The following is a 22,916-nucleotide window of genomic DNA, read 5'->3' as shown; positions in this document are numbered from 1 at the left end:
TCCTCTCGTCCCGTCAATTCAAGAACTTTATTCCTGTAAGTATGAAAGCTGCAATGAAAATTGTCTCGACCACGATCAGGGCGATCGCGGCGCCACCGACCGAAAGTACCTGTCGGAGATTTGTTTTCATGCCGACTGCGGCGATTGCCGTCAGCAACAGCCAGCGCGATGCCTGGCTGAGAAAATCTGCCAGCACCGGCGGGATCAGTCCGAAAGAACTGAGTGCTGCCAGCACCAGAAAGCCGATCACGAAGGTGGGAAGCAGCGGCGGGCGTTCGCTCAGCTTGTCATGTTCGGCAAAGCTGCGGATCAGCAGAGAGGCAATCAACACGACCGGAGCCAGCATCGCCACACGGAAAAGCTTGACCAGTGTGGCGGTATCGCCTGCCTGTTCAGAGATCGAAAAGCCCGCGCCCACCACCTGAGCCACGTCATGAATGGTGCCACCCAGGAAGACGCCGGCCGAGATATCATCCATGCCGAGCGTCCGAACAATGATCGGATAGACGATCATCGCGATGGTCGACAGTACAGTGACGCCTACAACGGTGAAAATCAGCCGCTCTTCCGAGCGTTCGTCACGGGGCAGGATCGCGCTGATTGCCATCGCGGCGGAAGCGCCGCAGATTGCGACCGATCCGGCGGTGAGAAACGCAAAGCGCCACTTGTGGCCGAAGATTCGCGCCACCGCGAGGCCAAAACCGATGGTGATTGCGACACCGGCAATGACCAGTGCAATAAGTTCAAGTCCCAGCCCCGACATCAGCGACATCGAGATGCGTACCCCCAGAAGGGCCACACCGATGCGCAGCAGGGTGCGTGCTGAAAAGGCAATGCCGGGCACGGTCCGGCCCTCTTCACCCAAAAAGCTGACGGCGATGCCCAGAAGCAGTGCAAGCAACATCGCCGGTGTGGCATAGTGATCGGACAGAAATTGTGCTGTCACCGCTACGATGACCGACATGACGATGCCGGGGAAAAGCGCGCGGGAACGGGTTTCTATCCGAATGCGCAGAGGCATGGTTTCAGTGGATGCAGACGCCATTGATCTGGCACGTCCTTCTATCATCACGGGTTGCATTAGCTCTGCTTTAGGCAAGAGCATCGCTGCCTGGGTTCAATGGGCCACTGATTGTAGAACAGTGACGGCGATCATTTGGGTCACGTCATCGGCAACGCAGCCGCGTGACAGGTCGTTGGCGGGTTTTGCCAGGCCTTGCAAGATAGGGCCGATGGCAGAATAACCGCCAAGACGCTGCGTGAGTTTGTAACCGATATTCCCCGCATCAAGATTGGGGAAGATCATCACATTGGCCAATCCGGCCACGTCTGACCCCGGCGCTTTGGCGGCACCGACCGAGGGCACGAAGGCGGCGTCGAACTGAAGTTCACCATCGGCTTGCAGGTCGGGGCGGTCTGCACGCAATTTTGTCAGCGCGTCGGTCACCTTGGTGACACGGTCGTGTTTCGCGCTGCCCTTTGTCGAGAATGACAGCATCGCGATCTTCGGTTCCTCGCGCATCAGCGCGCGACAGGAATTGGCCGAGGCGCTGGCAATCGCGGCAAGCTCGTCACTGCTGGGATCAATCACCAACCCGCTGTCGGAATAGAGCATGGCGCGGCCGTGCGCGGTGGCGTTTGCGGGCGGGTACATCAGGAAAAAGCTGGATACCATCGCCGCATCCGGCGCTTTGCCGATCACCTGGATGGCGGTACGCACAACATCCGACGTGGTGGCAACGGCACCGCCAACGGTGCCCGCCGCGTGGCCCTGACGGACCAGCATGGCGGCGTAGACCAGCGGTGTTTCTACGGCTTTGCGCGCGGCCTCTTCGTCAACTCCCTTGTGTTTTCGGAGGTCAAAGAAGGCGGCGGCGAAATCTTGGGTCAGGTCGGAGGTGGCGGGATCGTGGATGGCAACCCCATTGCCGTCGCTTGCGTCCTGACGGGCAAGCTCGGCCCGGGCAGCATCGGTGCTGCCCACCAGGATCACATCGACAATCCCGGCTTGGTGGGCGGCAAGCGCCCCCGCGACAACGCGGGGGTCACTGCCTTCGCTTAGGGCAACGGTCGGACGGGTGGCCGGAAGCTCGGAGAGCAGCAGATCAATTGGTGTCTGTGTCATGTGTTCCGGCCTTATCCCTGCCTCAGACCTGCTGAGGACGCATGTCCGCTTTGTTGATACCGGCCACTTTGACCGGCGCTTTCATCGCGTCGCGGCGGAACGGATCGCCCAGCTCCTGGTTGATCATGGCTTCGATCAGCGTGGTTTTACCCGCTTTCTGATCTTTGATTGCCTGATCCAGGGCTGCGGTCAGTTCTTCCGAGGTGCGGGCAACGACGCCTTGCAGACCGCACGCCTGCGCGATGCCGGCATAGGAAACCTGCTCGTCCAGCTCGGTGCCGACGAAGTTGTCAGCATACCACAGGGTCGAGTTCCGCTTTTCAGCGCCCCACTGGTAGTTGCGGAACACGATCTGCGTAACCGCAGGCCATTCGCCGCGACCGATTGCTGTCAGCTCGGTGACCGCGATGCCGAAGGCACCGTCACCCGAGAAACCGACAACCGGCGTATCAGGGCAGCCGATCTTGGCGCCGACAACGGCGGGCAGACCATAACCACAGGGACCAAAGAGGCCGGGCGCCAGGTATTTACGGCCAGCTTCAAACGACGGATAGGCGTTGCCGATGGCGCAGTTGTTGCCGATGTCCGAGCTGATGATCGCATCTTTCGGCAGTGCGGCCTGGATGGCACGCCATGCTTTACGGGGGCTTAGCCAGTCCGGCTTGGCGGCGCGGGCGCGTTCGTTCCAGGTTGTGCCGGGATCGTCCTGCTCGTGATCGAGCGAGGTCAGTTCCTGCGCCCAAGCCGATTTGGTTTTGGCAATCAGCGCCTTACGGTCGTCGCGGCCATCGTCACCGGCGGTGTCCGACAGTTTGGTGAGGATCGAGTTGGCAACTTTCTTGGCGTCTCCGACGATGCCGACGGTGACTTTCTTGGTCAGGCCGATGCGATCGGGGTTGATGTCAACCTGTATGATCTTGGCGTCGGTCGGCCAGTAGTCGATGCCGTAACCGGGCAGGGTCGAGAACGGGTTCAGACGGGTGCCCAGTGCCAGAACGACGTCGGCCTTGGAGATCAGCTCCATCCCGGCTTTCGAGCCGTTATAGCCCAGAGGACCGGCAAAGAGCGGGTGCGAGCCGGGGAAGGCGTCGTTGTGCTGGTAGCCAACGCAGACCGGGGCGTCCAGACGCTCGGCCAGAGCCATCGAGTCGCCGATGGCATTACCCAGAACCACGCCAGCACCGTTCAGGATGACCGGGAATTTGGCGTTCGACAGCAGTTCCGCTGCACGGGCCAGTGCGTCTTCGCCGCCGCTGGGGCGTTCGAATTCAACGATCTCGGGCAGGTCAATGTCGATCACCTGGGTCCAGTAGTCGCGCGGAATGTTGATCTGCGCAGGCGCCGAGGCGCGTTTGGCATTGATGATCACGCGGTTCAGAACTTCGGCCATGCGCGACGGGTCGCGGACTTCTTCCTGGTAGGCAACACAGTCAGCGAACATGTTCATCTGTTCGATTTCCTGGAAGCCACCCTGACCAATGGTCTTGTTGGCGGCCTGCGGGGTGACCAGAAGAACGGGTGTGTGGTTCCAGTAGGCAGTTTTCACGGCGGTCACGAAGTTCGCGATGCCGGGGCCATTCTGGGCAATCATCATCGACATCTTGCCGGTTGCCCGGGTGTAGCCATCGGCCATCATGCCGCCGGAACCTTCGTGGGCGCAGTCCCAGAAGTTGATTCCGGCTTCGCCGAAGATGTCAGAAATCGGCATCATTGCCGAGCCGATGATGCCGAAAGCATGTTCAATACCGTGCATTTGCAGGGTTTTGACGAAGGCTTCTTCGGTTGTCATTTTCATGGGGCGGTCCTCGCTCATTGCGCAATTGTCTTGTTGCAGGAAAATCTGGCGCGAAACTAACCTTGTGGTCAGCGCTGTGTTAGGGCCAGTTGGGTGACTCTGGTATTACCAGAAATTTATAGTATTGAGACCAAACATCTCAAAAAACATAACAAATAGCAAGGCCCTTGATATTGGCCAATAGAACCAAAGGCCTTATTTTCCTTGTTTATCATAGATTCCAGAGGTTTCCGGAAGATTGGTGTCCGAAAATTACGCTTTTTCCAATTCCCGTGCCAGAATAGCGATGCCTTCAGGAATGCGGGAAACCGGAATCGATGAATAGGCCAAACGGTAGAAATTGTGCGGCGGCGTGTCGCCATGAAAGAACGGTACACCCGGTTCGATGAGGACTCTATTGGCCCGCAAGCGCTTGTCCAACTCACCGGTGTCGACATGGTCCGACGCGCGCATCCAGATGGAGGAACCGCCGAACACACCTTGCCCGGCAATGCCCAGCCCGTGATCGGCCAGTGCCTGCTCCATCACATTGCGACGCTTGGCATAGGCCTGGCCCATTTTTCGGATCAAACTGTCATAATGGCCGAGCGACAGAAAATAGGCCGCCGTCCGCTGGATATGGCCGGGCGGGTGTCGCAGCACGCTGGTGCGCAGGGCGCGAACTTCACGGATAAACGCTTTGGAACCAACAAGATACCCCAATCGGAGTCCCGGAAATATCGACTTGGAGAAGCTGCCGACATAGATCACCCGCCCATCGGTATCGAGCGATTTGAGGGCGGGCAGGGGCGAGCGCAGGAACGACATTTCGAACTCGTAATCATCCTCGACGATCAGCGCATCCATCTCGGCGGCCTTGGCCAGAAGCTGTTTGCGCCGGGCCAGAGGCATGGTGGCGTTGGTGGGGCATTGGTGGCTGGGGGTGGTAAAGATCACGTCTGCATATCGGGGTAACGCGTCGGGTGGCAGGCCATCGCGATCCACCTGTATCGGCTCAAGATGACAGCGCGATTGCGTTAGAATATCGCGTTGGGCGTGATAACAGGGGTCTTCGATTACCGCCGTGCGGCGTTGGGTCAGCAGCACCTGCGCGGTTAGCCATAGCGCGTTCTGAGCGCCCATTGTGACAAGGATTTCAGAGGGTTCCGCCAAAATCCCCCGACGCGGAAGGGTGTGGCGGGCGACGAACTCGATCAATTGGGAATCGTCCTGATCGTAATAATCGGTCGTCATCGCCTGAAAGTCCTTCTGACCCAGAGCCTGAAGCGCGCATTGGCGCCAGTTGGCATGGTCAAAAAGTGTCGGATCGGCCTGCCCGTAAATGAAAGGATAGCGGTATCGTGACCAATCCTGCGGTTTGTCCGGCGTGGTGCCGCCGGTAAAACGACGCCCCAGAGCGCGGGACCAGTCGATCTTGTCCTGTTGCGGATGAAGTGCCGAGAACTCGGGCGGTTCCGGTGCATTATCAGACACATAATAGCCCGAGCGATCGCGGGCCGCGAGGTAATCATTGGCCTGCAATTCCGTATAGGCCAGCGTCACGGTGATGCGGCTGACCCCCAGATGATCGGCCAGCTTGCGGGAGGAGGGCAATTTCTCACCTTTGCGGAAGCGGCCAGACAGGATGCCCTGGGCAATCATCTGCTGAATGCGCGCCTGCAATGTGCCCTGCGCGTCGGGATCGAGGAAAAAGGTTTCAACGGATATGGCCATGGTGACAGTCTAGACTGGACTTATGGCGCATGCAATCTGGCCTGATCGCCCGGCGCTGCCAGAGTTTACACAGTTGCAATTGTGTACGCGGATTGTGTAAACCGCCGCGGCCTGCGTCACGGTACCTTAGGGAATTGGAAAGGCCCGGTCGAACGCGGTCAGGCCCTGCGGTGAGAAACGCACGACCCGCGTCCCGTCCAGACGCGACGCCCATCCCGCCGCCTGCATGTGGCTGAGCAGGGCGCGGCCCAGACGACCGGCCAGATGCGAGCGTCGTTCGGACCAGTCAAGGCAATCGCGACAGAGCGGCGCGCGCGAGGGCGGCAGCGCCTCAAGGTCGATGCCAAGCCCGGTGACAAAGCCATGCCCCGCGTCGGTCAGCGTGAGCCCCTTGGTGGAATGTTGCAGGAAGTCGCACGCTGTCATGCTGTCATAGGCGCGGGTGCCCATGTCCCCGGCCAGATGGTTGTAGCATACCCGGGCCTGTCGCAACTCCGGGTCGCGGGGGCCGGGGCGATGGCGCAGATGACCAGACCCGGCGGCAAGGCCCATCAGCGCCTCAAGCACTTGGGCCACATCCTCGGACGCAAGAGTGAAATACTTGTGCCGGCCTTCCTTGCGCGGCCGGATCAGCCCGCCACCGTCCAGTTTCGCCAGATGGGCCGAGGTGGTTTGCAGGGTCACGCCCGCCTCACCCGCCAGTTCGGTCGCGGTCAGGGCCTTACCGCTCATCAATGCGGTCAGGATATTGGCGCGGGCCGGATCGCCGATCAGCGACGCGATGCGCGAGATATCGGGGCTGTCTTTCATAGTTCGATCATAGCCGAAGCATTCGCGTGCAGCAATGGGCTAGGCTGGGTCAGTACAACGAAAGAGGGCATCATGCTGACATGTATTATCCGCTATCACATCGACCCGACCAAGAAGGACCGGTTCGAACACTATGCGCGCAATTGGGGGCAGGCGATTCCGCGCAACGGGGCCGACCTGATCGGCTATTACGCCCCGCATGAGGGTAGCAGCACGCTGGCCTATGGCATCTACAATATCCCGTCGCTGGCCGAGTATGAGGCCTATCGCGCGCGGCTGGCCGCGGATTCGCTGGGGCAGGAGAATTATGCCTTTGCGCAATCCGAGAAGTTTCTGTTGCGCGAGGACAGGACATTCCTGAAGCTGGTCAGCACACCGCATGGAGACCCGCAATGATCGCGATCATTTTCGAAGTACACCCCGCCGAAGGGCACAAGGATCAGTATCTGGATATTGCCGCTGCGATGAAGCCCCTGGCCAAGCAGATTGACGGGTTTATCAGTGTCGAGCGGTTTCAGAGCCTGATGGACCCATCGAAATTGCTGTCGATTTCGTTCTGGGAGGATGAGGCGGCGGTGGCGCGCTGGCGCAACCTGGAAAAGCACCGCCGGGCGCAGGAAAAGGGCCGGGGCGGCGTGTTTGCCGATTACCGGCTGCGGGTGGCGCATGTGATCCGCGACTACGGCATGTTCGAGCGTGATGAGGCGCCCGAGGACAGCCGCGTGGCGCATGACGGGTAGCGGCTGAAACCCCGATACAGATTTCCGCCTTGACTTAGAGCAAGGCCGCGCTGTTCGGCATGTCATAGCATCATATGCGATTTACCCCGTGTTCAGGGCCAATATGGCCCGGTTGGGTGAGACGTATCAAAGCAGCCGGGCAAGCGGTTCAAGATGGTATTCGGCGCGCGAAACGGCGGGATAGAGGCTAGGAGCGTCTTTTCGGAAAGACAATTGAGGAGGACATAGATGAAGGTTCTGATCATATTTGCGACGATCGAGGGACAGACCGGCAAGATTGTACGATTTCTTGCGGATGAGATTCGCGCGGCGGGCCACGAGGTGGAGCTTGTCGATGCGGCGGATAAGACGGTGCCGGTATCCTTTGACGGTGTCGACAAAGTCATTCTTGCCGCATCCGTGCATGAACGGCGCCATCCAAAGCCGTTCGAGGTGTTTCTGGCGGCACAGCAGGAACAATTGGAAGCGTTGGAAACCTTGCTGATCTCTGTCAGCCTGATGGCGGCCTTTCCTGATACGCTGGACGAGGCGCAAGAATTTGTCACCGAGATGAAGATGCGCACCGGCTTTACGCCGGGTTCCGAGGCCCTTGTCGCGGGGGCGGTCCGGACTGGCAGTTACGATTATTTTGCGTCACAGGTGCTGCGGCACGTGGTGCTGAAGGGGCACGAATACGATCTTGGGCAGGGTGATCACGAATTCACCGAATGGGAGGGTTTGAAGGGAACCTTGTCTGAGTTTATGGGCGTTCCGGTCAGCTGAAAACTGCTTGGGGACGACCAGAAAATCAGGACGCCCTGTTGCCAGAGCGTCCTGTCGAGATCATCTGATCTGATCGGCCATCGTTTTGCCGGGCGCGCGGAAGCAGGCGTGTCAGGTTTTCTTGCGCCTGCGGCCTACAACACCCATCGCGACAAGGCCTGCGCCGAGCAATGGCAGGCTGGCCGGAAGAGGCACCACGGCGGCCTCTTTCGCGAAGGTGATGTTGTCGAAATTGCTTGAGCCGTTGAAGTTCTGCGGCACGTCTTCGATATCAAGGAAAAAGCTGGCGATGCCGGTGCCCGAAAGCGACAGCAGAATGCTTGACCGGCTGTTTATCGCACCGGTTTCATCCACCAGATTGCCAAGGCTGTCGAAGGCCTGAAAGTTGATGATGTCGATGTCACCGCCCGAATCCCCGGCCACGAGGCTGAGCGACGAGACGGTGAAGCCATTGAACGCGCCACCGATCGATTCACCCTGACGGAACGGTGTGCCGCCGAATTGTCGGGCGATGTTGCCATCCATACCGGGGCCGCCTGCACCCTGTTGGAATGTCCTGAGTTGGATACCGCTGTCAAAGGTGATCCCCGAGAAATCGGTGCCTGCGGCGTAAAAGCCCGTGGCAATATTGTTGAAATCTACAGTGACGGCATGGGCTGCCCCTGCGGACAGAGAAACCACGATAGCGGCAGCGGAAAGAGATGTTTTTAACATTGGAACCCCCTAAAAACTGAACTCTGAGAAGAAGTAGCGGTCCGCTAAGCCATTTCAAGAAATTATTTTTCACGGAGCGCATTCTGCCAGGCGGGTGGCATTTTGCTTGGTCGCGATTTTGAGATCATGGCTGTTACAGCTAAACTGGAACGAGAATTTTAGGGAAATGCATTCGGGAGGTCCGGATGAAATACCGGTTGTGGCAAAGCCTGCTGGCGCTGTTGATATCGCTGTCCCCGGCACAGGCGCAGATGTTTGAAATATGTGATGGCGGACCGGCGGGGGCGGCGTTGGAGGAGGGCGCGGCGCAATTCGGACGCAGCTTTGCCAATGGCAAGGTGACCATTTTCAACGTCTACGTGGATCAGAACCTGAGAAATGGCGTGCTGCTGGCCGTGCTGCATCCACAGCCCGGCGATCTGGCCGGTGCGGGGTATTTTCAGGGGTGCACGGCGGTCTACCGGGATGATGGCGGGCCCGCCTATTTCGGGCAGGTTTTCATTGATCGTGCAGAGGCCTCCTATGACCCGGCCACCGGTCTGACCATCACGGTTCCGGTCCGAAACATTCTGGCCGGGAAATGGGTCGAGGATGCCGTGGTGATGGTCGTCAATCAGGAAACGGGGTGGATCGGCGTCAAATAGCAACTCTCATCAGGAGGACGGGCCATGAAACAGATCGGTAAACTAATATGTGCAGGGCTTTGTCTTGCAAGCCCGGCGGCAGCGCAATCCACCGCTTGTCAGGGGTCTGAGCAGGTCGATGCCTGTATTGTCGGAACCTGGGAGATGATCAGCGGCGGACCGATCGAATGGATGCAGGGCGTGTGCGGGATCATCTACGACAAGACGCAGGGCAATCTTATCGGCACCGGAGGCCCCGGACAGGCGGTCATCACCTATCGTGACGATGGCACGTATCAGTCCGCGCCGTTGGGGCGCAGGATGGATATCACGGATACCGGCGGTGGCGGGAGCAGCGGCGAATTCGACCCCGTCCGCATTGAGGGTCAGGCGCAGCCGGCGACCGGGCGGTGGTCTGTCACCGGGGATCAGTTGAACACCTGTCAGGACACGGGCGGCTATTCGGGTCAGATTTTCACAACCGACATCGACAGGCGGCCTCAGATGACCGCGCCCGGCAGCGGTGACATTGCCATGCGATACGAGTGTGATGGCGCGACATTGGTGACCATCATGTCGATGGGTGTCACCACCGGAGAGTTTCCGATGGAAATTTGCCAGGCGCTTCCCGGCGAGGTCCGCCGCGATGCAAAGACGCCGGGTGGGGACAATCCGATGGTCACTGAATTCAGGCGTGTTGAATGAGATATGCTGGCCGGCGCAGTTTCCGGCGACCCAAAAACAAAACGGGCGCCCCGTTGCCGGAGCGCCCTACGAGGTAAGCCTTCCTGAGAAGGCTGGAGGTTATTCGGTCTCGTCTTCTTTCTTGTCCATTTTCGTGTCGTCCAGCGACAGGGCCACGAAACGCGGGTCACCGGCGCGGCGGACCAGCAGAAGGATCGACTTGCGGCCTGCATCCTTGGCCTCGGTGATGCGGTCATTCAGATCGGCGATGCTGTTGAGTTTTTCCTGCCCGGCCTCGACGATCAGGTCACCGGCGCGCAGGCCCTTTTCATAGGCTTCGGACAATTCATTGACGTCGCGGACAACAAGCCCGGTGGCATCGGCGTCAAGTTCAAGCACGCCGCGCGCCTCGTCATCAAGCGGGCCGATTGTAAGGCCCAGCAGCTCGGTCTGCATTTCCTTGCTGCCGCCATCGTCGTCACCACCCGGTTGCGCGGCGGGGATCGCACCCTCGGCGGCTTCGCGGCGGCCAAGCGTCACTTTCAACGTCTGTGTCTTGCCCTCGCGGAAGACGACCACGCGGACGGTTTTGCCAACTTCGGTATTGCCGACCTGGCGCACAAGGCCACGGGTATCGGCAACCTCTTTGCCATCAAAGGACATGATCACATCGCCCGACTGCATGCCGGATTCGGCGGCGGGGCCTTCGGGGACATCCGTGACCAGCGCCCCGGCGACTTTCTCAAGCCCGATGGCTTCGGCCACGTCATCGGTCACGTCCTGAATGCGCACACCGAGCCAGCCACGACGGGTTTCGCCGAATTCCTTCAGCTGATCGACCACCTTGGTGACAACGTTCGATGCCATCGAAAAGCCGATGCCGATCGAGCCGCCATTGGGGCTGAGGATCGCTGTGTTGACGCCGATCACTTCGCCATCAAGGTTGAAGAGCGGCCCGCCAGAGTTGCCGCGGTTGATGGCGGCGTCGGTCTGGATGTAATCGTCATAGGTGCCGGACAGGGCGCGGTTGCGGGCCGAAACGATCCCGGCCGAGACCGAGAAACCCTGACCCAGCGGATTGCCCATCGCAACAACCCAGTCGCCCACGCGGGCGATGTCGCTGTTGCCGAAGCTGACAAAGGCAAGCGGCTCGTCGGTTTCGACCTTCAGCAGCGCAATATCGGTCTTGGGGTCGGTGCCGATCACCTTCGCCTCAAGCTCTTTGCCCGAGTAGAATTCGATGATGATCTCATCGGCGCTTTCGATCACGTGGTTGTTGGTGACAACAAAGCCATCTTCGGAAATCACGAAACCCGAGCCAAGCGCCGAGGTGCGGCGCGGTCGGTCGCCATCCTGGTTGCGTTCCCGGAACTGGCGGAAGAAATCCTCGAACGGGGAGCCTTCGGGCACGATGGGGGACGGGCCGGTGCCCTGCGCCATCACGGTCGAAGTGGTGATATTCACAACCGCCGGGCTGAATTTCTCGGCCAGGTCAGCAAAGCTGTCGGGCCGGGCCTGAGCGGCGATTGCCTGGGCCAGCAGGATAGCAAAAGCCAGCGTTGTCAGCCAAAAGGCGCGCAGGCCATAGATATTCTGCCGAGACATGGAAACGGATTGAACTTTCACGCGGGGTTCTCCTTCGGTGTACCAAATGTTTCCGGTCACTTCTGCCGGATATCTCTGCGTTACATGTAGGTGCCAATTGCAGGATCGCAAAGTCCGCAACAGAGTGTCACGTGCATGTGAACGAATTATTATGATTCTATCAGGCACCAAGCGTTTTGGCGACCCAGACCATGACAAGCCCAAGCGCCAGGGCCAGCAGCCCGACCAGCCGGCGGCTTTCCACCGGCATGGCGCGCAGCGCGACAAGCAACTGGTCAATAAGCGAAGGGGCCAGTGCATAGACCAGCCCCTCGACAATCAGCACCAGCCCGAGGGCCAGAAATGTTGTTTCGATCATTCCGCCGCTTGCGACCGGTTGGCCGCGGCACCCTGATCCGAACGCAGGTAGTTGAAGAACTCGCTATCCGGTGACAGGACCATGCTGGAGTTGCTGCCTGTCAGCGATTCCTCGTAGGCGGCAAGCGACCGGTAGAATTCAAAGAATTCCGCGTCCTGTGCGTAAGCCTCGGCAAAGATCTTGTTGCGCTCGGCATCGGCCTCACCCTCGATGATGCGGGCATCCCGGCGCGCTTCCGACAGGATTTCCTCGTAGGTCCGGTCGGCGGTCGCGGTCACACGCTGCGCAGCCTCGCGGCCCCGTGCGCGTTCATCGGTCGCTTCGCGTTCCCGTTCGGCAATCATCCGTTGCAGCGTCGCGTCAAAGTTCTGCTCGGGCAGGTTGGTCTGGCGCAGGCGCACATCGACCACTTCGAGGCCAAGCGCCGAGGCGCGGCTGTCGGCGCGGTTCCTGATCTGGTTCATCAGCCCGGACCGTTCAGGCGACAGGATGGTGTTGGATGTCACGCCCTGTGACCCCAGAACCGCCCGGATCTGACCGTCGAGAATGTCGTTGAGCTGGATCGCCGCTTCGCGTTCACCGCCCGCCGCGAGAGCCTGACGGAACTGGACCACGTTGGAGATGCGGTAGAGAACGAAGGCGTCAACCTCAAGCCGGCGATCATCGGCGGGGGTAACTTCGATGACCGGCGTTTCCAGCGACAGGATGCGGTCTTCGTAAGTGACGACCTCATCGAGCAGCGGGACCTTGAAGCCAAGGCCGGGTTCGGTCCGGACCTGTTTGATCTGACCAAAGCGCAGCACCAATGCTTTTTCACGTTCATCGACGATGAAAATCGACGACAGGACGGCGACCAGGGCAACAATGAGGATCGGGAAGAGGAATTTGATTTTTCCCATCAGTTTGCTCCTTGGCTGCGGCGCAGCTCGTTCAGGGGCAGGTAAGGAACAACGCCCTGACCACCGCCATTGGTGTTGTTTTCAAGGATGATCTTGTCGACATCCCCCAGCACTTTTTCCATTGTCTCGAGATAGAGACGTTTGCGGGTCACCTCGGGCGCGGCCTGGTATTCGGTCAGAACCGCGAGAAAGCGGCTGGCCTCACCCACGGCGTCGTTGACGACGCGTGCGCGGTACCCTTCGGCGGCTTCCAGCAATTGCGCGGATTCACCGCGTGCCTCGGCCAGTTTTCGGTTTGCATAAGCGTCGGCCTGGCGTTCCACCCGGTCGCGTTCCTGTTCCGCCGCCTGCACGTCGCGGAAGGCGTCGATCACCGAGACCGAAGATGTGCGGCCCTCGGGGTCGGTTACAGTGACACGCTGGCTGGGCGGGTCCACCTTGTTGAAGTTGACACGAATGATATTGATCCCGGTTTCGCGCTTATCGAGCGTTGTCTGGATCAGCTCCTTGACGTTCGCTTCGATCGCGGCACGGTCTCGGTTCAGGATCGGGGCCAGTTCAGACTGGGCGATCACTTCCCGCATCGCGGCCTCGGAAATGGCACGGACGGAATCGTTGGGATATTTCAACGAAAACTTGAAGTTCTTGGCATCCTTGATGTTCCAGACCACCTGAAAGTCGATGTCGACGATATTTTCGTCGGTGGTCAGCATCAGACCGTCATTGTCGCGACCCGAGCGGCGCACGCCGATATCCTCGGTCCGGTTGGTGGTGACGTTGAACACCTCGGCGGTGATAACCGGCCAGGGGGCAAAGTTCAGACCCTCGGTGCCGATGCCGGAAAACTTGCCCAGGAACAGTTCGATCGACTGTTCTTCGGGTTTGACCGTGTAGAAGCTGGCCGCGCCCCAGAGGCCGACGGCCACCAGGGCACCGATGAAGAATGTGCCCTTGCCGATGCCCGGGCCGTCCCCGCCGCCAGCGCCGTTGCCGCCGCCGCCACCACGACCACCCATCAGCACACGCAGCTGATCCTGGCCCTTTTTCACAAGCTGTTCGATTTCAGGAATATTTCCCTGGCCTTCAGGGGGGCGTCTGCCGCCCCGATTGCCGCCGCGGTCATCATCACCGCCGCCGCCGTTGCCTGAGTTTCCGCCGCCGCCCCAGGGGCCGCCAGAATGTCCAGCCATGTATCATCTTCCCTTTCTCATGCCGCCGTCCACGGCGGTGTATCTAACCTGTGCCGTAAAGGCAAAAATTCAAGCCGTTCGCATCGGCGTCTTCATCGTCACGATTTCTTCGGACATGGTTGGATGCACCGCGACTGTCCTGTCAAAATCTTCCTTGGTGGCGCCCATCTTTACGGCAATGCCCGCAAGTTGGATCATCTCGCCCGCGCTTGGGGCCACGATGTGGCAGCCCAGCACTTTGCGGGTTTTCTCGGACACGATCAGTTTGAACAATACCCTGTCGGGTTTGCCCGCAAAGGCGGTCCGCATCGGCCGGAACGAGGTGCAGTAGACTTCGACCGGCTCCTGTTCGCGGGCTTCTTCCTCGCTCATGCCGACGGTTCCCAGTTCGGGCTGGGTGAAAACGGCAGAGGGGATCAGATCGTGATCAACCGGTGTGGGGGTGCCATTGAAGACGGTGTCGACAAAGGCCATGCCCTCGCGGATGGCAACCGGTGTCAACGCCACGCGGTTGGTTACATCGCCGATGGCGTAGATCGAGGGCACCGCGGTCTGGCTGTATTCGTCAACCACGATCTCACCCCGGCGACCGATTTCGACACCGACCTCCTCGAGGCCCATATCGGCGGTGTTGGGATCGCGCCCAGTGGCAAAAAAGACCGCATCAAAGACGTTTTCCGCGCCGTTGGTGGCCTTGACCCAGACCGGTTCGCCCCTGGCGCCGGCGCCGGGCAGCAGGTCGGCGGCATCACCTGCCGACGCCCCCATCGCCGCATCCGATGCGGTGCCCGCATGGCTGGCGGAGTGGTCGGCAGAGGCCGGGGCCATTTCCAGGATATTGGTGCCCAGATGCAGGTTGATCCCGTTTTCGCGCATCGATTCCGCGATTAGTCCGCGGGCTTCGTCATCAAAGCCCCGCAGGATTTGCGCACCGCGATAGTATTGCGTGACCTCGACCCCAAGGCCGTTGAGGATACCGGCAAATTCGCAGGCAATGTAGCCGCCGCCGATGATCAGCACCGATTTGGGCAGCTTCTTGAGGTGGAAAATATCGTCCGAGACCATGCCCAGATGGGCGTTGGGCATGTCCGGGCGTACCGGATGGCCGCCGGTGGCGATCAGGATGTGCTTGGCGGTTACGCTTTCGCCAGTGCTGAGTTCAACCGTATGCGCATCTTTCAGGCGCGCGCGGGCGTCAAAGCTTTCGACACCGCTGTTTTTCAACAGGTTGCGATAGACACCTTCAAGCCGGTCAAGTTCTTCGTTCAGTTTGCCTGAGAATTTCTGCCAATCGAAATCGCCCAGCGACATGTCCCAGCCATAGGCTTGCGCCTCGGTCGGGGTGCTGGCGAATTCCGAGGCGAAGACCATCAGTTTCTTGGGCACGCAGCCACGGATCACGCAGGTGCCGCCATAGCGGTCCTCTTCGGCCAGTGCCACCTTGGCGCCGCCCTGTGCTGCCACGCGCGCGGCACGAACCCCGCCAGAGCCACCGCCGATTACAAAGAGATCATAGTCAAAAGCCATTCCGGAACCCTGCGTTAGTCGAGCATATCGGTGAACAGATTGTCGGATTCCAGGAAATCCAGACGATCCTCTTCCACCGTGCCCTGGTTGATGTCGCGCGTTTCGACCCGGCCATCGCCGTAGCCCAAAACGACCACATCGCAGATATCAATGAAAAGCCCGTTTTCAACCACCCCTGGCATCTGGTTCATCGCCAGCGAGAGTTGCTGTGCGTTGCCGATCCGGCCCAGGTGCAGGTCAAGGATGTAATTGCCCTCGTCGGTGACGAACGGGCTTTCGCCATTCATCCGCAGGGTGGTGTCGCGTCCCAGTACATCCATGCTGATCAGCAGCTCTTCGATCAGGGATTTGGTGGTCTGCCAGCCAAAGGGAATGACCTCGACCGGCAGGGGGAACGCACCGAGGGATTCGACCTCTTTGCCGACATCGGCAATCACGATCATTTGATCGGAGGCGGTGGCCACGATCTTTTCCTGCAATAGCGCGCCACCGCCGCCCTTGATCAGGTTCAGGTTGGCGTCGAATTCATCCGCGCCGTCGATGGTGACATCCAGCCACTTGGCCTCATCAAGGCTGATCACCTCGATCCCGACTTCGCGGGCCAGATCGGCGGTGCGGGTGGAGGTGGGTACGCCGCGGATGTTCAACCCGTCGTCGCGCACCATCTCGCCCAGGCAGCGGACCATCCAGGCGGCAGTGCTGCCGGTGCCGAGGCCCACGCGCATCCCGTCTTCGACAAAATCGACCGCCCGTTTGGCGGCAACGAACTTGGCCTTGTCGATGGGCGACAATTCTCCGGACATGGCAGCGACTCCCCGATGTTTGGCAGCGGTTATAGGGGCTTTGGCAACGGGGTGCGAGGGCAATTCGTCGGATTGCAGATTTGGGCTATTGGGTGGTTTTTCCCAATGGGATAACTGCGGTTGAAACCTGGTGGGCTGTCACCGAGGTGGCAGAGGTCTGGAGAGAGCCCAAACCTACAGTTACGATTGGCTTGAAGTTCCCTTTACGGGCGAGGCGTCGCTATCCACCAGATATTGCCACATGGGTCTTTGATACCGGCCATTCGATCCCCATGCGGACGATTGTTTGGCTTCATCAAACTAGTAGCACCCAATTGCAACGCCAATTGGTAGGCGCTGTCCGCATCTTCCATATATATGTGCATCTGGGAAATATTGGCTGGGTATTCGTCAGTACTTTCATTTAGCATGATCAAGGAGTTACCAATCAGCAAGCGTGCGTGCTGAATGCTTTTGTCATCGTATACTGCCCCGTATTAGCAATGCCTTCGCTGCCCACCAGAAAATCCTTCGCGCTTTTGGAGCAAGGTGACAGACGCATTCAAAGTCCGCAATGATCGCTTCGGATAGGTTTCAGAAGCGAGATATCCATCAAGTTGCATCGCAATTCTTTCTGAAATTTACTGCGGAAGCCAACGGAATTACTCTCCATCACATTGATCACAATTCATAAGCTCAAGCTTACCAACATCAATGCGAGCATCGATAACGCATCGATTGGCTATCAGACAGTGACTATGTGCAAACCAGAGTTAAAGCCACGGCTGCTCAATCATGCTTTGACAAAATGTTGGTTGAGCCGTCTGGGTCGATAAACTTAACGGCTGAGTTGGTCACAAATACCTGGGAACAGGTTTGTGCAACGAAGCTACCCTTATGGATGATTTCTTGGCAATAAGCGCCGTCGATCCAAGCCCAGCTTCCAGTCGTGTCGCGATTGATCGACCAGTAACTATTTACTGATCCGTCCTTGCCAAGAACGGTTTTCCGGAACGTGTCGTCGCTAGCAAATAACTCGTATCCTGCTACGTGCTGCAAGAAATCTGCGCGGGTTCGCACTGGCTGAAAGATAGTTGAAAGATTCTCAATAGTCCCTACTCCTTCGACAGGTATTCCTGCAGCAATAGCCTTCGTTGCGGCGCCTGCGCTGTTACCATCAAAGATCTCAAGCACAGCCTCGTTCAAAAGCTCCTTGTCAGCGACGCTTTCGTAAAAGGCCCGAATATCGGCGGTGAGCAAAGCGACTTCGGCATAAGACTTTTGCAGGTCTGATTGACGCGCATCAATCTGTTGCAGGGCGTCTCGTAATCCCGCTGCGTCTTGACCGGTGATGTCACCGGAATCAAGCCGCGCCAGTATCTCTTCTTCCCGACGTTTTAGACCGCTTTCATACTGCTCAAGTGTAATCCCTTCGACTTTATCGCCAATCACGTAGTCGCCGATCACCGTTTCAATATTTTTAGCCGTTGCATCCGCGGTTTTGTCGGACGTAAAGAAAGCCAAAAGTGCCAAGACTGAACCAATGGTCGCACAAATGCCACCGATTGCTGCCCAGTTGAAATTGCCGTTGGCATCAGTGAAGAACCGCAAAATACTATTCCTTTCATAAAAAATGAGAATCCTACGAGGTACCCGCCGAACCTGTCAGACTTTCATGTCTTTGCTAAAACACTCAAAAAAAGGCCAATAGGGACAATACTGATCACTAATAAGTTGTAAAATCAGACATTGGTGCAACTATTACGTATGAAAGCAAAGCCCGCAATGCGGACAAGCCTTTTTGGTTGAAAACTGTCGTTTCCTGGCGCGTCGGAGTTCCGGCCTGAAGTAGATTGAGGCCATGACAACTCGTTACCGCCTGCATTACGCCCCCGACAACGCCTCTTTGATCATCCGGTTGGTGCTGGAGGAACTGGGGCAGCCCTATAAGACCGTGCTGGTTGATCGTAAGCAACGCGCCCATAAGTCGCCCGATTATCTGCGGCTGAACCCGCAGGGCCTGATCCCGGTTCTGGAAACGCCTGACGGGCCGGTTTTCGAAACCGGCGCGATCCTGCTTTGGCTGGCGGATCGGCATGGGGCGCTTGCACCGCTGGTGGGTACTCCCGAACGCGCGCCGTTCCTGAAATGGCTGTTTTTCACCGCCAATACCGTGCATGTCGCGATGCGTATGACCTTTTATCCGGATCAGTATATCGGCCCGGATACGCAGCTTCAGCGCGCCTTGCGCTGCCATATGCAGGGAGTGTTGCCGCAGCATCTGGACGCCCTCGAAGAGATGGCGGCGCAGCAGCCCGGTTGGTTCGGCGCAACGTCCCCTTCGGTCCTGGATTTCTATGTGGCGTGCCTGATGCGTTGGATGGTGCTATACCCGCAAGAGGGGTCAGGGTGGTTTTCGATCGGTAACTGGCCGCATTTAAAGGCAATGGCGGCGCGTCTTGAGCCTTGCGGGAGTGTGCAATCTGCCATAGATGCCGAGGGTCTTGGGCCGACGCCCTTTACCGCCCCGCAATACGCTAGGCCACCGGAAGGGAGTGCCACCTGATGTTCCTGTCTGTCTTCGATATGTTCAAAGTGGGCATTGGCCCGTCCTCGTCCCATACCATGGGGCCGATGGTGGCGGCAGCGCGGTTTCTGGACAAGATGCGCGCGGCCCCGTTTGAATGCCACGGCGTCAAGGGATCATTGCACGGCTCGCTGGCGTTTACCGGCGTGGGCCATGCCAGTGACCGGGCAACCATTCTGGGCCTGGCCGGATATGTGCCCGAAACCTATGACAATGACAAAGCTGAAGCGACGCTGGACCAGATCCGCGAGACCCATACCGTCTCGCCCGACGGTCTGCCGGTCTTAGCGTTTAACCCCAAAGAAGACCTGCAGTTTGATTTCGGCCCCAACCTGCCCGGCCACGCCAATGGCATGATCCTGATGGCCACCGACAAGCAGGGCGATGTGATCCTGCAGGAGACCTATTATTCCATCGGCGGCGGGTTCGTGATGACCGAGGGAGAGTTGGCGGCGGGGCGGAATACCGACGAAGGCGATCCGGTGCCTTATCCGTTCAAATCTGCCGCTGAAATGCTGGAAATGGCTGAAACCAGCGGCAAGAGCATTGCCGAGATGAAAAAGGCCAACGAACATGCGCGCGGCGGGCCGGAAAGCCTGAAATCGGGCGTGGCGCAAATCTGGCAGGTGATGAACGACTGCATCGAGCGCGGGATGAATGCCGAAGGGATCCTGCCCGGCGGTCTGAATGTCAAACGCCGTGCCAAGGGTATCCGGGATGCGCTGATTGCCGAACGTGGCACCAATCTGAATGCGCCGCACAAGATCAATGACTGGATGAGTGTCTACGCCATGGCCGTCAACGAGGAAAACGCGGCTGGCGGGCAGGTGGTGACAGCGCCCACCAATGGCGCGGCGGGTGTCGTGCCTTCGGTCATCAAATACTGGCTTGAGCATGTGCCGGGGGCCAGCGAGACGCAGATCGAGGATTTCCTGCTGACCGCTGCTGCGATTGGCGGGCTGGTCAAGTTCAACGCCTCGATCAGCGGCGCCGAAGCAGGTTGCCAGGCCGAAGTGGGCAGCGCATCTGCTATGGGGGCAGCCGGATTGGCAGCCGTCCTGGGGGGCACGCCCGCACAGATCGAAAACGCGGCCGAGATCGCGCTGGAACATCATCTGGGCATGACCTGCGATCCGGTCAAAGGATTGGTGCAGGTGCCGTGCATCGAACGCAACGGTCTGGGGGCGATCAAGGCTGTCTCGGCGGCGTCGCTGGCGCTGCGCGGGGATGGCACGCATCTGGTGCCATTGGATGCCTGTATCGAAACAATGCGCCAAACTGGTGCGGATATGAGCGAAAAATACAAGGAAACGTCGCTGGGTGGATTGGCCGTAAACGTGCCAAACTGCTGATTATTCTAGCGGTTCCGTGAAATTTCCACGGGGGCGCCAAATTTTTGCCCGGAAATTTGGATGATCCTTGATTCAAGTTTGAATTGAATCAGGAAATCCGCATCATGCGTTTGATTTTTGCAGTATTTCAGATGCCCTTTTGGGTGTTTCTGGCCGCCGCTGGGGGCCTGTTCTATCTGGGTGAACTGAGCCACCGCGACACGCTGGCCCAAAACCAGGAGATGAAGCGCGCCCTTGCCGGGTCGCCGCCGGAAACTGTCAGTCTGGCTGAGTTTTCGCGCAGCGATGATGTTGGTCTCGCCGATGAAATATCGGTTCAGGGTGTGATTGACCCCAGCTATAATTACGAACTGACGAAAAAGCGCAAAGGCCCCGATACGACGCGCTTCATGTATGTGCTGTTTGATGCGTCCGACCCGGAAGGCAGTAAGGTGGCGCGGAGTGCGCTGGTTCTGTCGCAGGCGGAAAAAGACAAGTTCATCAACGAATATTTCGACAAAAACTCGGAGATCGGGATTGGCGAGGACGGGTTTGTCAGCGTCATCACGTTTAACGGGCAGGCCAGGAACAGTTCGGATCTGTCGTCGCTTGTCAGTGATGCGTTTGCCGAACAGAGCCTTATCCAATCCGATGATTTCATCTATATCGAACCGTTTCTGGATGGCCGGGTTGCCGGGCTGACGCCCACGGTGTCTGCGGATGACATGCGCAACATCATTCGCGGTGTTGGTCTTGCCGTGGCCCTGATCGGCCTGATCAAATTCGCGTTGCGTCGTCGCAAGAAGCGGCTGGCAAATTCAGAGGACGCACCCGCCGCGCCAGAACATACCGCGCCCGTGATGGCGTATGCCGATGCACCTGCGCAGCCCGAGGCAGAGCCCGCCCCCGCTCGCGAAACAGTCGAAGACAAGCTTTGGAACAGAATTCCGCTGTCGGTAAAGGCACTGTCGCTAATCGGGGTGGCCGGTTTCCTGATCTATACCGGTCAATTTACCTATGCGCTGATCTATGCCGCGATTGCCGCGATTGTTGCCTTGCAGATGTTTGCCGTCCGGAAAACCAAGAATGTGATCACCGGCGGGCTAGCGCGTTTGGGTCTTGGGTTGCCGGGCGCCAAAAAGAGCGATGAAGAGGTTATGGCTGACGTGCAAAACGCGACGAGTTTCCAGGACGAGCCAGCGTTGGTAGCGCCGGTGGAGCAGACGTCCGAGGCTGAGGCACCCAAGCGCGGCTTCAAGCTGTCCCTGCCGGGGCTTGGGCGTAAGGCCAAGGATGAAAGCGATGACGCGGCTGCCGCAGTTGATGCGACTGCCGCACCTGAGCCGAAAGAACCAAAACGTGGTTTCAAATTTGCGCTGCCCGGTCGGCGTCATAAATCCGGTGAAACGGATGATGGTGCTGCCAAGACACGCCCTGTTACCCGGGCGCCGAGACGCAAGGACGCGTTTCAGTCGGCCACGCTTTTCACCCCGGATGATACCGAGCAGAAATTGGGCATGGGCGAGAAAATCCAGCTTTTCATGGCAAAGCTTGTCCCTGCCGAGCGCGAACCCAAGGCATTTGCCGGTCGCCCCGATCCCTTTGAGAGACTGGCGATGGATGCAAGGCGCCCAACCGCGCGCTGACGCCTGCTGACTGTTTCTGACGTCTTCTGGCCGAAGGCGGATTGCCAATTTCATGATGCGCCCCTAGCGTCGCGTCATGGGCAAGGATCGCACCTTATTCGGCATTCTTCTGATGGTGGGGTTTTCATTGATTGCCCCGCTTATGGACAGTTTTGCCAAGCTGATCGGTGATGCGGTCGCCGTGGGGCAGATCGCGGCCACACGGTTTGCGGTTCAAAGCGCGCTTTTGTTGCCGTTGGCGGCGCTGATGGGATGGATGCACCGGCCCGGACGGGCCGAGATCGGATTGCATCTGGCGCGATCGGTTCTGTTGATGGTGGCCACCGCGTTTTTCTTTACTGCCGTGCGCTACATGCCGATTGCCGATGCCATCGCGATCTTTTTTGTCGAACCGTTCATCCTGACGTTGCTGGGCGGATGGCTGTTGGGCGAACAGGTCGGCCCGCGCCGCTATATTGCCTGTGCCGTGGGCTTTGGCGGGGCGCTTTTGATCATTCAGCCCAGTTTTCAGGAGCTTGGCGGCGTGGCGTTTCTGCCGCTGGTCACGGCGCTTTGTTTTGCCTTCTACATGATCCTGACACGCCGTATGGCAACGCAGATGCACCCGATCACATTGCAGGTATATACCGGTCTGGCGGCGTTGGTAATCGCTGTGCCGGTGCTCTGGGCGTTTAATGGCAGTGGCGTCGGCCCGCTTGATCCGGTCTGGCCGGAGGCACGCGAATTGAAACTGCTGGCGGCGCTCGGGATTGTCGCCACAATCAGCCATGTCTGCATCAGTTTCGCGCTGTCGCTGGCACCCGCCTCGGTTCTGGCACCGCTGCAATATATCGAGATCGTCGGCGCCACCTTCTTTGGTTTCTACATATTCGGCGATCTGCCCGATGCGCTGACCTTTGTCGGGATTGCCCTGATCGTGGGCTCGGGCCTTTATGTCTTTGTGCGCGAACGCGCCCTGCAGCGCCGGCCAACGCCCGCTCCTTAGGCACTGCCGCGCAGGGTCAGGTTTAAATGACTTTGCAGCG

General features: G+C 58.9%; 23 protein-coding genes. 9 read left to right on the top strand and 14 right to left on the bottom strand.

Going from position 1 to position 22,916, the window contains the following annotated elements; all coding sequences use genetic code 11:
* Positions 1–13: 13 nt before the first annotated feature.
* From Q1B27_RS10875 to Q1B27_RS10855, 5 genes are all read right to left on the bottom strand, one after another.
* Positions 14–1,021, bottom strand: coding sequence for a putative sulfate exporter family transporter (locus Q1B27_RS10875; protein ID WP_299847680.1), 1,008 nt, complete (start codon positions 1,019–1,021; stop codon positions 14–16).
* A gap of 96 nt (positions 1,022–1,117) precedes the next feature.
* The gene (gene pta, locus Q1B27_RS10870) at positions 1,118–2,125 is read right to left on the bottom strand and encodes a phosphate acetyltransferase (RefSeq protein ID WP_299847356.1); all 1,008 of its coding nucleotides are present in this window, start codon (positions 2,123–2,125) and stop codon (positions 1,118–1,120) included.
* A 22-nt stretch (positions 2,126–2,147) separates the two neighbouring features.
* Positions 2,148–3,920, bottom strand: coding sequence for a sulfoacetaldehyde acetyltransferase (gene xsc, locus Q1B27_RS10865; protein ID WP_299847354.1), 1,773 nt, complete (start codon positions 3,918–3,920; stop codon positions 2,148–2,150).
* A gap of 252 nt (positions 3,921–4,172) precedes the next feature.
* Entirely contained in the window at positions 4,173–5,633 is a 1,461-nt protein-coding gene (locus Q1B27_RS10860) for a PLP-dependent aminotransferase family protein (RefSeq protein ID WP_299847352.1), read from the bottom strand.
* A 126-nt stretch (positions 5,634–5,759) separates the two neighbouring features.
* Positions 5,760–6,443: a helix-turn-helix transcriptional regulator gene (locus tag Q1B27_RS10855; RefSeq protein WP_299847350.1), complete on the bottom strand. Its 684-nt coding sequence runs from the start codon at positions 6,441–6,443 to the stop codon at positions 5,760–5,762.
* A gap of 72 nt (positions 6,444–6,515) precedes the next feature.
* Here Q1B27_RS10855 and Q1B27_RS10850 point away from each other — a divergent pair, with 72 nt between their 5' ends.
* From Q1B27_RS10850 to Q1B27_RS10840, 3 genes are all read left to right on the top strand, one after another.
* Entirely contained in the window at positions 6,516–6,839 is a 324-nt protein-coding gene (locus tag Q1B27_RS10850) for an NIPSNAP family protein (RefSeq protein WP_299847348.1), read from the top strand.
* A complete protein-coding gene (locus Q1B27_RS10845; protein WP_299847346.1) occupies positions 6,836–7,183 on the top strand; it encodes an antibiotic biosynthesis monooxygenase in 348 nt (115 codons plus the stop codon). Before Q1B27_RS10850 ends, Q1B27_RS10845 begins: the two co-directional genes overlap by 4 nt.
* A 228-nt stretch (positions 7,184–7,411) precedes the next feature.
* Positions 7,412–7,945 carry a flavodoxin domain-containing protein gene (locus Q1B27_RS10840; protein WP_299847344.1) on the top strand — a complete coding sequence of 178 codons (534 nt, stop codon included), beginning with the start codon at positions 7,412–7,414 and terminating at the stop codon, positions 7,943–7,945.
* A gap of 111 nt (positions 7,946–8,056) precedes the next feature.
* Here the strand turns inward: Q1B27_RS10840 and Q1B27_RS10835 are convergent, their stop codons facing one another.
* Complete coding sequence (locus Q1B27_RS10835; protein ID WP_299847342.1) at positions 8,057–8,659, bottom strand: VPLPA-CTERM sorting domain-containing protein; 603 nt, start codon at positions 8,657–8,659, stop codon at positions 8,057–8,059.
* Positions 8,660–8,844: 185 nt separating this feature from the next.
* Between Q1B27_RS10835 and Q1B27_RS10830 the strand changes: the two genes are divergently transcribed.
* Both Q1B27_RS10830 and Q1B27_RS10825 read left to right on the top strand, forming a co-directional pair.
* Positions 8,845–9,303, top strand: a complete 459-nt coding sequence (locus tag Q1B27_RS10830) for a hypothetical protein (protein ID WP_299847340.1) — start codon at positions 8,845–8,847, stop codon at positions 9,301–9,303.
* Positions 9,304–9,327: 24 nt separating this feature from the next.
* Positions 9,328–9,987, top strand: coding sequence for a hypothetical protein (locus tag Q1B27_RS10825; protein ID WP_299847338.1), 660 nt, complete (start codon positions 9,328–9,330; stop codon positions 9,985–9,987).
* A 99-nt stretch (positions 9,988–10,086) separates the two neighbouring features.
* Here Q1B27_RS10825 and Q1B27_RS10820 read toward each other — a convergent pair whose 3' ends face one another.
* The 8 genes from Q1B27_RS10820 to Q1B27_RS10790 form a co-directional block, all read right to left on the bottom strand.
* Positions 10,087–11,571, bottom strand: coding sequence for a Do family serine endopeptidase (locus Q1B27_RS10820; RefSeq protein WP_299847678.1), 1,485 nt, complete (start codon positions 11,569–11,571; stop codon positions 10,087–10,089).
* Between the two features lie 160 nt (positions 11,572–11,731).
* Positions 11,732–11,929, bottom strand: a complete 198-nt coding sequence (locus tag Q1B27_RS10815) for a DUF2065 family protein (RefSeq protein WP_299847336.1) — start codon at positions 11,927–11,929, stop codon at positions 11,732–11,734.
* Positions 11,926–12,828: a protease modulator HflC gene (gene hflC / locus Q1B27_RS10810; protein ID WP_299847335.1), complete on the bottom strand. Its 903-nt coding sequence runs from the start codon at positions 12,826–12,828 to the stop codon at positions 11,926–11,928. The genes Q1B27_RS10815 and hflC overlap by 4 nt, the downstream gene beginning before the upstream one ends.
* Positions 12,828–14,018 carry an FtsH protease activity modulator HflK gene (gene hflK, locus Q1B27_RS10805; protein WP_299847334.1) on the bottom strand — a complete coding sequence of 397 codons (1,191 nt, stop codon included), beginning with the start codon at positions 14,016–14,018 and terminating at the stop codon, positions 12,828–12,830. Before hflK ends, hflC begins: the two co-directional genes overlap by 1 nt.
* A gap of 69 nt (positions 14,019–14,087) precedes the next feature.
* Positions 14,088–15,545 (bottom strand): FAD-dependent oxidoreductase, encoded by a 1,458-nt coding sequence (locus Q1B27_RS10800; RefSeq protein ID WP_299847333.1) that lies wholly within the window; start codon positions 15,543–15,545, stop codon positions 14,088–14,090.
* 14 nt (positions 15,546–15,559) lie between these two features.
* A complete protein-coding gene (rpiA, locus tag Q1B27_RS10795; protein ID WP_299847332.1) occupies positions 15,560–16,348 on the bottom strand; it encodes a ribose-5-phosphate isomerase RpiA in 789 nt (262 codons plus the stop codon).
* Between the two features lie 203 nt (positions 16,349–16,551).
* The gene (locus Q1B27_RS24520; protein WP_367181351.1) at positions 16,552–16,758 is read right to left on the bottom strand and encodes a VOC family protein; all 207 of its coding nucleotides are present in this window, start codon (positions 16,756–16,758) and stop codon (positions 16,552–16,554) included.
* A 358-nt stretch (positions 16,759–17,116) separates the two neighbouring features.
* Positions 17,117–17,938, bottom strand: a complete 822-nt coding sequence (locus tag Q1B27_RS10790) for a hypothetical protein (protein WP_299847331.1) — start codon at positions 17,936–17,938, stop codon at positions 17,117–17,119.
* Between the two features lie 250 nt (positions 17,939–18,188).
* On the opposite strand from Q1B27_RS10790, the gene Q1B27_RS10785 reads away from it, so the two are divergent.
* From Q1B27_RS10785 to Q1B27_RS10770, 4 genes are all read left to right on the top strand, one after another.
* On the top strand, positions 18,189–18,893 hold the full coding sequence (locus Q1B27_RS10785; RefSeq protein WP_299847329.1) for a glutathione S-transferase family protein: 705 nt from the start codon (positions 18,189–18,191) through the stop codon (positions 18,891–18,893).
* Positions 18,893–20,266, top strand: a complete 1,374-nt coding sequence (locus tag Q1B27_RS10780; protein WP_299847327.1) for an L-serine ammonia-lyase — start codon at positions 18,893–18,895, stop codon at positions 20,264–20,266. Before Q1B27_RS10785 ends, Q1B27_RS10780 begins: the two co-directional genes overlap by 1 nt.
* 104 nt (positions 20,267–20,370) lie before the next feature.
* Positions 20,371–21,891: a hypothetical protein gene (locus Q1B27_RS10775; RefSeq protein ID WP_299847325.1), complete on the top strand. Its 1,521-nt coding sequence runs from the start codon at positions 20,371–20,373 to the stop codon at positions 21,889–21,891.
* A 76-nt stretch (positions 21,892–21,967) separates the two neighbouring features.
* Positions 21,968–22,876, top strand: a complete 909-nt coding sequence (locus Q1B27_RS10770; protein ID WP_299847323.1) for a DMT family transporter — start codon at positions 21,968–21,970, stop codon at positions 22,874–22,876.
* The last annotated feature ends 40 nt before the right edge of the window (positions 22,877–22,916 follow it).

It is taken from the genome of uncultured Roseovarius sp. (genome assembly GCF_947489715.1).
In the GTDB taxonomy this organism is placed as follows: domain Bacteria; phylum Pseudomonadota; class Alphaproteobacteria; order Rhodobacterales; family Rhodobacteraceae; genus Roseovarius.
Note: the sequence above shows the minus strand (reverse complement) of the source record. Positions and strands in the feature narration are given on the sequence as shown.